Annotated in this window: 8 protein-coding genes; 4 read left to right on the top strand and 4 right to left on the bottom strand. The window is 70.6% G+C overall.

What is annotated here, in order from left to right:
- Window positions 1-167 precede the first annotated feature (167 nt).
- Complete coding sequence (locus ACIRHA_RS24115; protein ID WP_403849342.1) at window positions 168-503, top strand: hypothetical protein; 336 nt, start codon at window positions 168-170, stop codon at window positions 501-503.
- A 94-nt stretch (window positions 504-597) separates the two neighbouring features.
- Entirely contained in the window at window positions 598-1,686 is a 1,089-nt protein-coding gene (locus ACIRHA_RS24110) for an amidohydrolase (RefSeq protein WP_403849340.1), read from the top strand.
- Between the two features lie 117 nt (window positions 1,687-1,803).
- On the opposite strand, the gene ACIRHA_RS24105 is transcribed toward ACIRHA_RS24110, so the two are convergent.
- From ACIRHA_RS24105 to ACIRHA_RS24090, 4 genes are all read right to left on the bottom strand, one after another.
- On the bottom strand, window positions 1,804-2,811 hold the full coding sequence (locus tag ACIRHA_RS24105) for a heme A synthase (protein ID WP_403849337.1): 1,008 nt from the start codon (window positions 2,809-2,811) through the stop codon (window positions 1,804-1,806).
- A 97-nt stretch (window positions 2,812-2,908) separates the two neighbouring features.
- On the bottom strand, window positions 2,909-3,697 hold the full coding sequence (locus tag ACIRHA_RS24100; RefSeq protein ID WP_403849335.1) for an ABC transporter permease: 789 nt from the start codon (window positions 3,695-3,697) through the stop codon (window positions 2,909-2,911).
- The gene (locus ACIRHA_RS24095; protein WP_403849332.1) at window positions 3,694-4,617 is read right to left on the bottom strand and encodes an ABC transporter ATP-binding protein; all 924 of its coding nucleotides are present in this window, start codon (window positions 4,615-4,617) and stop codon (window positions 3,694-3,696) included. Before ACIRHA_RS24095 ends, ACIRHA_RS24100 begins: the two co-directional genes overlap by 4 nt.
- A gap of 56 nt (window positions 4,618-4,673) precedes the next feature.
- The gene (locus ACIRHA_RS24090; RefSeq protein ID WP_403849330.1) at window positions 4,674-5,465 is read right to left on the bottom strand and encodes an aminoglycoside N(3)-acetyltransferase; all 792 of its coding nucleotides are present in this window, start codon (window positions 5,463-5,465) and stop codon (window positions 4,674-4,676) included.
- A gap of 207 nt (window positions 5,466-5,672) precedes the next feature.
- Between ACIRHA_RS24090 and ACIRHA_RS24085 the strand changes: the two genes are divergently transcribed.
- Window positions 5,673-6,395, top strand: a complete 723-nt coding sequence (locus ACIRHA_RS24085; RefSeq protein WP_403849326.1) for a helix-turn-helix transcriptional regulator — start codon at window positions 5,673-5,675, stop codon at window positions 6,393-6,395.
- A complete protein-coding gene (gene sufB / locus ACIRHA_RS24080) occupies window positions 6,392-7,816 on the top strand; it encodes a Fe-S cluster assembly protein SufB (RefSeq protein ID WP_403849323.1) in 1,425 nt (474 codons plus the stop codon). Before ACIRHA_RS24085 ends, sufB begins: the two co-directional genes overlap by 4 nt.
- Window positions 7,817-7,850: the final 34 nt, after the last annotated feature.

Genomic DNA, 7,850 nt, shown 5'->3' with positions numbered 1-7,850 from the left:
GTTTTCCATTGCTACAATTTATTTGGTTTGGGGGGGGTGGGTGGGTTGGGGGGGGGAGCCTTCCGGGGCTTAAAATCATAACCATGCCGGGGGGCGGGGGGGGGGGGGCCCCCCCCCCCCCACCCCACTTATCGCTTGTTTGACTACTCGTCGGTAGCATCCTGTCCATGGCAGAGACTCAAACGGTTGAGGCGCCCCGCAGGGCGGCCAAGGACGAGCGTCGCGCGGCCAAGCTGGCCAAGGAGATCGGCGCGTTCGCCAAGGCGCACGGCGGCGTCGAGGGACAGCTCGCGTACATCGGGGAGCACGGCACGCGCATCGTGCTCGTCGGCGAGGACGGAGGCTGGGGAGACCTGGTGGCGTCGACGTACGAGGTCGCGCAGAAGGCCGTCGAGAAGGCGGGCATCACCGTCCACGAGGACTTCGACGGCGACTTCGCGGCCAAGGTCGAGACGGGCCCGTACGAATGGAAGCGGATGGCGGGCATCCAGCTCGGCGGCTGAATCGGGCGTTTGTGCGGGGCCGATGTCGAGCAACACCAGGTGCCCGTTCACCCGTTAGGACTGTAGAAGCACGGTCCACATACGGGGAGCCCGGATGATCGAAACGCCGTCCCTCGTGGATCAGTACTGCCATGGGGTGCTGCGTACGGAGCTGGGCCTCGGCACGTTCGAGGCCCACCTCGGCCGGGGCGAGGGGCCGCCCGCTCCCGGCACCACGTTCTTCGACACCCAGACCGGGTTCGCGGTGCGCCGCTGGTGCCCGCCGCTGCTCGGTCTGGAACCCCACTGTCCGCCCGCCCGCTATCTGGCCAGGCGCCGCGAGCTGGGCGTCGTCGAGGCCGGGCGCAGACTGCTGCGCGGCAGCGGCATCACCACGTATCTCGTGGACACGGGGCTCGCCGACGATCTGACCGGGCCCGCCGAGCTGGCCTCAGCGGCCCAGGGCGAGGCCCACGAGATCGTCCGCCTCGAACTCCTCGCGGAGCAGGTCGCGGACACCTCGGGGACCGTCGACTCCCTCCTCGCCAACCTCGCCGAATCGGTGCACGCCGCGGCCTCCGGCGCGGTCGCCTTCACCTCGGTCGCCGGCGTACGCCACGGGCTCGCGCTCGACCCGCGGCCGCCGGGGCCCGGCGAGGTGCGGGGCGCGGCGGGGCGGTGGCTGGCGGGGCGACAGGTCGGCGGCGCGCTGACGGACCCGGTGCTCCTTCGCCACCTGCTGTGGATCGCGGTCGCCTCGGGCCGTCCGCTGCAACTGCGCTGGGGGCACCTCGACCACACCGACCCGGCGGTGCTCGTGGAGTTCGCCCGCGCCACGGCGGGGCTCGGCACGGACGTGGTGCTGCTGCACGGCTACCCGTACCACCGGCACGCGGCGCATCTGGCGGGCGTCTTCTCGCACGTCTACGCGGACCTGGGGCCCGCGCTCGCCCGGACGGGGGCGCGGGCGGCGGGGCTGCTCGCGGAATTCCTGGAGCTGGCGCCGTTCGGGAAGCTGCTGTTCTCGACGGGCGCGCAGGGGCTGCCCGAGCTGCACGTCGTGGGCGCGCGGCTGTTCCGGCAGGCGCTCGGGCGGGTGCTCGGGGAGTGGGTCGCCGACGGGGCGTGGTCGCTGAGCGACGCGCAGCGGGTGGCCGGGATGATCGCGTCGGGGACGGCGCGGCGGGTGTACGGGCTCGGGTGACCGAAGCTCGCGGGCCTCGTTGGAGCGAGTGACGTGTGCCGCCCTGCGGGGTTGGCCCCTACTGGACGTATCCGATGAGGCCTTGCGCCAGCTGCTCCCCGACCTGCGGCACACGTCTTATCGGCTGGCCGCGCCCTCGAACCGGTCGGTCGCGGCAGGAGCCGGGATGGCCGAGTCAGCGACAGGGCGCTCGCGCAGCGACAGCAGGACGCGCAGCACGCCGATCCAAACCAGGGCCGAGCCCAGCATGTGGACGCCGACCAGGATTTCCGGCAGATCCGTGAAGTACTGGATGTAGCCCACCGCCCCCTGCGCGAGCAGGATCAGGAACAGGTCGCGGGTGCGGTGCAGCGGGCCCTTGGGGGCGTCGACCGCCTTCAGGACGAACCACAGTGCGAAGGTCAGCGTCACCACGATCCAGGCCAGGACCGCGTGCGCCTTCGCCACGGTCTCCCAGTCGAGCGGCATCCGGTGCACGTCGCTGGAGTCGCCCGCGTGCGGGCCCGCGCCGGTCACCACCGTGCCGACGAGGATCAGCAGCGCCGCCGCCGCGACCAGGGCCCAGACCAGCTGCTTGATGGCCTTGCCGACCAGCGGGCGCGGCTCGGCGTCGCCCTCACGGGTGCGCTGCCACATCAGGACGGCGACCGTGAGCAGAGCGGTGGTCAGGACGAAGTGGGCGGCCACCGTGTACGGGTTGAGGCCGACCAGGACGACGATGCCGCCGAGGACCGCGTTGCCCATGACGATCCAGAACTGGGCCCAGCCGAGCCGGGTCACCGTGCGCCGCCACGGCTTCTGCGAGCGGGCGGCGATGATCGCCCAGCCGACCGCGGCGCACAGCACGTAGGTGAGCATGCGGTTGCCGAACTCGATGGCTCCGTGGAAGCCCATCTCGCTCGTCGCGGTCAGCGACTGATCGGTGCACTTGGGCCAGGTCGGGCAGCCGAGGCCCGAGCCCGTCAGGCGCACGGCGCCGCCGGTGCAGACGATGAGCACCGTCATGACGACGGCGGACATGGCCGCGCGCTGGACGGTCCGCTGAGTGGGAGTCCAGTACTCGGCGATGAAGGCGAGCGGATTGCGCAGCGCCCGCGCGGCGTCGGTGGGGGTCAGCTTTGGCACGGGCCCATCGTAGGCCGCCGCTTGTGCACGGCTTCACGAGGGGGACGTAACTGGGCCATCTGTGACGCGTGTTACGCCCCCGTACGTGTCCGGGCACTCACTCCCAGCGGAAGAAGCGCCCCGCCGCGCCGAGCCCCACGACCGCCCACACCGCCAGGATCCCCAGGTCGCCCCACGGCATCGCCGCGCCGTGCTGCAGCACGTCCCGCAGGCCGTCGGAGAGCGCCGAGATGGGCAGCAGGCCGAGCACCGACTGGGCCGCGTCGGGGAATTTGTCGAGCGGCACGATGACGCCGCCGCCGACCAGGAGGAGCAGAAAGACGAGGTTGGCCGCGGCCAGCGTGGCCTCCGCCTTGAGGGTGCCCGCCATGAGGAGACCGAGACCGGAGAACGCCGCCGTGCCGAACACCAGGAGGAGGAGAACGGCGAACGGGTTCCCGTGCGGGGACCAGCCGAGCGCGAACGCGATGACGGTGAGGAGGACGACCTGGAGGATCTCCGTCACCAGGACCGACAGCGTCTTCGCCGTCATCAGCGCCCAGCGCGGCAGCGGGGAGGCGCCGAGCCGCTTCAGCACCCCGTAGCGCCGCTCGAAGCCGGTGGCGATGGCCTGGCCGGTGAAGGCCGTGGACATCACGGCCAGCGCGAGGATGCCGGGGGCGAGGAAGTCGACGGCCTTGCCGGAGCCTGTGTCGACGATGTCGACCGCCGAGAACAGCACCAGCAGCAGTGTCGGGATGACGACCGTGAGCAGCAGCTGTTCGCCGTTGCGCAGCAGCATCTTCGTCTCGAGCGCGGCCTGGGTCGCGATCATGCGGGGGAGCGGCGCGGCTCCCGGGGCGGGGGCGTACGTACCGGCGCCGCGGTGCGTTTCGGTGGCGCTCATCCGCGCAGCTCCTTGCCGGTCATTTCCAGGAACACGTCTTCGAGGGTGTGCCGCTCCACGGAGATCCGGTCCGGCATCACGCCGTGCTGGGCGCACCAGGAGGTGACCGTCGCGAGGAGCTGGGGGTCGACCTTGCCGCTGACGCGGTAGGAGCCCGGGGTGAGCTCGACGGCCGCGGCGTCGGCGGGCAGGGCCTTGAGGAGCGAGGCCACGTCGAGGCCGGGGCGCCCGGAGAAGCGGAGCGTGTTCTCGGCGCCGCCCTTGCACAGCTGCTCCGGGGAGCCCTGCGTGATGACCTTGCCGGCGTCGACGATCGCCACGTCGTCGGCGAGCTGCTCCGCCTCGTCCATGTAGTGCGTGGTGAGGATGACGGAGACGCCGTCGGCGCGCAGGTCCCGCACCAGGTCCCAGGTGGCGTGCCGGGCCTGCGGGTCGAGGCCCGCGGTCGGCTCGTCGAGGAAGACCAGTTCGGGGCGGCCGACCACGGCCATGGCGAGCGCCAGCCGCTGCTGCTGGCCGCCGGAGAGCCGCCGGTATGTGGTGCGGCCGCAGCTGCCGAGGCCGAGCCGCTCGATGAGGGCGTCCACGTCGAGCGGGTGGGCGTGCAGCTTGGCGATGTGGCGGAGCATTTCGTCGGCGCGGGCGCCGGAGTAGACGCCGCCGGACTGCAGCATGACGCCGATCCGGGGGCGCAGCGCGGAGGCCTGCTTGACCGGATCGAGGCCGAGGACGCGGACGGTGCCGGAGTCCGGCCTGCGGTAGCCCTCGCAGGTCTCGATGGTGGTGGTCTTGCCCGCGCCGTTGGGGCCGAGGACGGCCGTGATGCCGGGGGCCGCCGTGAGGTCGAGGCCGTCGACCGCGGTCTTGGTTCCGTACCGCTTCACCAGACCGGTGATGTGGACGACTGGCTCACTTCGCATGGTGCGCAAGTCTAAGGACGCGGCGCGGGCCCCGGACGCCCGGGGCGGCAGAACCGTCACGCAATGGCGGGGCGGTGCACCGGGAGCCACTTCTCCGCGTACGCCACGGCTTCGGCGACCCCGAAGAGGCGGGATTCGGCGGCGCCGACGCGGCCGCGGAGGACCGGGGTGTCGCGCTCGAAGGCGGCGCCCAGCTCGTCGAACCGGTCGCTGTCGATGGCCACCTCGCTCACGTGCTCCCACCCGTCCGGCCCCGGCCGCCCGGCGTCCTCGGCGCGCCCCGGGATCCGGTACTCGGCCAGGTGGAAGCTGGTGCACGCCTCGTATCCGGCGCCGAGGAGGAGTACGCGCGCGTGCCGTTCCTCCAGACGGGCCAGCGGGCTGTGCTCGCCGAGTCGGCAGTCGACGGCGTGCCCGTCGGTCACCTTGGCCGCGTGCGCACCGAGCGCCGCGAACGACGTCTGCGGGTGCGCGCTGCGCAGGGCGCCCGGCCACCTGCGCACGGTCTCCGGGAGGACGCCGACGCCGCGCGTGGGCGTGGTCGCCGGGTCGTACGCGGGCATGGTCGCCCGGATCGTCTCCCACCACTCCTGTGGGACGGGCGGAGCGCTCCACTGGGCCGGGTCCGAAAGCTCCGAGGACTGGCTCGGGACGACGAGTGTGCCGTCGGTTCCGAGCGCGTCGAGGAGGGCGCGGACGACCGTGACCGGGCCGCCGTTCACCCAGCCGAGGCTGCTGAGAGAGGTGTGCACGAGGAGGGTGTCGCCCGTTCGGACGCCGAGGAGACGAAGGTCCGACGCGAGGGTCGCGCGGGTGACGAGTGGGCCGGTCGGAGGGGGTGTGGGCATGGGGGCGAGTGTCCTCGTGAGGGGCGTCGGGCGCCATGGGATGAGGCGCTGAGCCGAGGGTCGCGGCACCGGCGTCCTGATCGATCAAAGATCGTTTCCGCAGGTCACGCCGCGTGTCTACTTAGGTTTACCTAAGTGATGCACCGCACGGTGGGGCGATCACCGCCGCGCTTGTCAGGGTCTGAGGAATTACGCAACAATGGCGTTGTGAAAAACGTCGGCGAGGTCCCAGAGGAGCTCACGACCGGGGAGCGGTCAACGCGCAACCGGGTCGCGCGCTCCATCCTGGACCACGGCCCGTCCACCGTCGCCGAGCTGGCGGGGCGCCTCGGCCTCACCCAGGCCGCCGTCCGCCGCCACCTCGACGCACTCGGCGGGGACAATGTCGTGGAGCCCAGGGATCAGCGCGTCTACGGAGCCCGCACCCGCGGCCGCCCCGCCAAGGTGTTCGCGCTGACCGACTGCGGTCGGGACGCCTTCGACCAGTCCTACGACAAGCTCGCCGCGGAAGCGCTCCGCTGGATCAAGGAGCAGGCCGGCGGCGACGAGGCGCTCGTCTCCTTCGCCCGCGCGCGGATCGCCGCGCAGGCCGGTCCCTACCGGGCGGCGATAGAGGCGGCAGCCCCCGAGGAGCGCGCCCAGGCCCTGGCGAGGGCCTTGAGTGCGGACGGGTACGCTGCTACGGCGCGTAGCGCACCGGTCGGTGAGCAGCTCTGCCAGCACCACTGCCCAGTCGCCCACGTAGCCGAGCAGTTCCCGCAACTGTGCGAGGCCGAGACCGAAATGTTCTCGCAACTGCTGGGCACACACGTACAGCGACTGGCCACCATCGCCCACGGCGACGGGGTCTGCACGACGTTCATCCCCAAGAACACCCCCAACACGACCACCAACGCATCTGCAAGCACGGCCGGGAGGAACCCCGCATGACTCTCCCCATCGAGGAGACTGCCCACCCTGAGCTCGAGGGCCTGGGCAAGTACGAATACGGCTGGGCGGACTCCGACGAGGCCGGTGCCTCTGCCAAGCGCGGCATCAACGAGGACGTTGTCAAGGACATCTCCTCCAAGAAGTCCGAGCCGGAGTGGATGACCAAGCTCCGCCTCAAGGGCCTGAAGCTGTTCGGCAAGAAGCCCATGCCGAACTGGGGCTCGGACCTCTCGGGCATCGACTTCGACAACATCAAGTACTTCGTGCGCTCCACGGAGAAGCAGGCGGAGTCCTGGGAGGACCTGCCCGAGGACATCAAGGCGACGTACGACAAGCTCGGCATCCCGGAGGCGGAGAAGCAGCGCCTCGTCGCGGGCGTCGCGGCCCAGTACGAGTCCGAGGTCGTGTACCACCAGATCCGTGAGGACCTGGAGGAGCAGGGTGTCATCTTCATGGACACCGACACGGCCCTGAAGGAGCACCCGGAGCTCTTCAAGGAGTACTTCGGCACCGTCATCCCGGTCGGCGACAACAAGTTCGCGTCGCTGAACACGGCCGTGTGGTCCGGTGGCTCCTTCATCTACGTGCCGAAGGGCGTGCACGTCGAGATCCCGCTCCAGGCCTACTTCCGTATCAACACGGAGAACATGGGCCAGTTCGAGCGGACGCTGATCATCGTTGATGAGGACGCGTACGTGCACTACGTAGAGGGCTGCACCGCGCCCATCTACAAGAGCGACTCCCTGCACAGCGCCGTCGTCGAGATCATCGTCAAGAAGGGCGCGCGCTGCCGCTACACGACCATCCAGAACTGGTCGAACAACGTCTACAACCTGGTCACCAAGCGCGCCGTGGCGTACGAGGGCGCGACCATGGAGTGGGTCGACGGCAACATCGGCTCCAAGGTCACCATGAAGTACCCGGCCGTCTACCTGATGGGCGAGCACGCCAAGGGCGAGACGCTGTCCATCGCCTTCGCGGGCGAGGGCCAGCACCAGGACGCCGGCGCGAAGATGGTGCACATGGCGCCGAACACGTCGTCCAACATCGTCTCGAAGTCCGTGGCGCGCGGCGGTGGCCGCACCTCCTACCGCGGCCTCATCGAGATCGGCGAGGGTGCCCCCGGCGCCAAGTCGAACGTGCTCTGCGACGCCCTGCTCGTCGACCAGATCTCGCGCTCCGACACGTACCCGTACGTGGACGTCCGCGAGGACGACGTGTCCATGGGCCACGAGGCGACCGTCTCCAAGGTCTCCGAGGACCAGCTCTTCTACCTGATGAGCCGCGGCATGACCGAGTTCGAGGCCATGGCGATGATCGTGCGCGGCTTCGTCGAGCCGATCGCCAAGGAGCTGCCCATGGAGTACGCGCTCGAGCTCAACCGGCTGATCGAGCTGCAGATGGAAGGCTCGGTCGGCTAACCGCCAACTGTCGCCGCCATCAAGTCACTTACGT

Origin of the sequence: Streptomyces sp. NPDC102360 (assembly GCF_044766085.1) — a bacterium.
GTDB lineage: Bacteria > Actinomycetota > Actinomycetes > Streptomycetales > Streptomycetaceae > Streptomyces.
This window is presented reverse-complemented; position numbering and strand designations above follow the sequence as displayed.

Excerpts from the sequence above, each read along its gene's own strand:
- ACIRHA_RS24115 (WP_403849342.1), top strand. The coding sequence starts at position 168 with ATGGCAGAGACTCAAACGGTTGAGGCGCCCCGCAGGGCGGCCAAGGAC.
- ACIRHA_RS24110 (WP_403849340.1), top strand. The coding sequence starts at position 598 with ATGATCGAAACGCCGTCCCTCGTGGATCAGTACTGCCATGGGGTGCTG.
- ACIRHA_RS24100 (WP_403849335.1), bottom strand. The coding sequence starts at position 3,697 with ATGAGCGCCACCGAAACGCACCGCGGCGCCGGTACGTACGCCCCCGCC.
- ACIRHA_RS24095 (WP_403849332.1), bottom strand. The coding sequence starts at position 4,617 with ATGCGAAGTGAGCCAGTCGTCCACATCACCGGTCTGGTGAAGCGGTAC.
- ACIRHA_RS24090 (WP_403849330.1), bottom strand. The coding sequence starts at position 5,465 with ATGCCCACACCCCCTCCGACCGGCCCACTCGTCACCCGCGCGACCCTC.
- sufB (WP_403849323.1), top strand. The coding sequence starts at position 6,392 with ATGACTCTCCCCATCGAGGAGACTGCCCACCCTGAGCTCGAGGGCCTG.